The organism is Pseudacidovorax intermedius, assembly GCF_001476815.1.
Classification (GTDB): Bacteria; Pseudomonadota; Gammaproteobacteria; order Burkholderiales; family Burkholderiaceae_C; genus Xenophilus; species Xenophilus intermedius_A.
Genome location: NZ_LDSL01000254.1, coordinates 1 through 564, shown reverse-complemented (window position 1 = coordinate 564; position 564 = coordinate 1). Strand labels below are relative to the sequence as shown.

Sequence of the window (564 nt, the reverse complement as noted above, 5' to 3'; positions counted from 1 at the left end):
AGCGGTAGCGCTCCAGGCCGATCAGCAGTTCGTGTTCCACGCTGCCGGTCGCCACGTTGCCCTGCAGCTCGGCCTGCAGTGCCAGGTCGTTGGAGTCGTAGTCGCGGAAGCGCCGCTGGCGCGTCAGCATGCCGTCCGGCCGCAGCGCGGTGGCCTCGGACGAGAAGCCCTCGACCCCCGTCGTGCGGTAGGACAGGCCGACGCGGCTGCGCCACGCGGCGCTCCATTCGTGCGTCAGCAGCAGCTGGTGCGTCTGGTTGCGCACCGTCATGTCGCCGTCCGCCGGCTCGCCCAGGAAGCGGCTGCGCGGGATGGCGCCCAGGCGCCCGTTCACGGCCACCACGCCGCGGTCCATGGGCGTGCGGTGGCGCAGGTACTCGCCCACGTACTCCAGCACCGTGTCGCCGCCGAGCTTCCAGGTGAAGGCGGGCGCCAGCACCTCGCGCCGGGCCTGGATGAAGTCGCGGAAGCTGTCGCGGTCTTCCACCGCCACGTTGAGGCGGTAGGCGAAGTTCCGGCCCACGGGGCCGGTGCTGTCGAAGGCGCCGCGGCGCAGGCCGAAGC

1 pseudogene is annotated in these 564 nt (G+C 72.5%); it reads right to left on the bottom strand.

Annotation, left to right across the window (positions count from 1 at the left end):
* Window positions 1–564 (bottom strand): annotated as a pseudogene (locus NS331_RS25030) (TonB-dependent siderophore receptor); the annotation flags it as partial.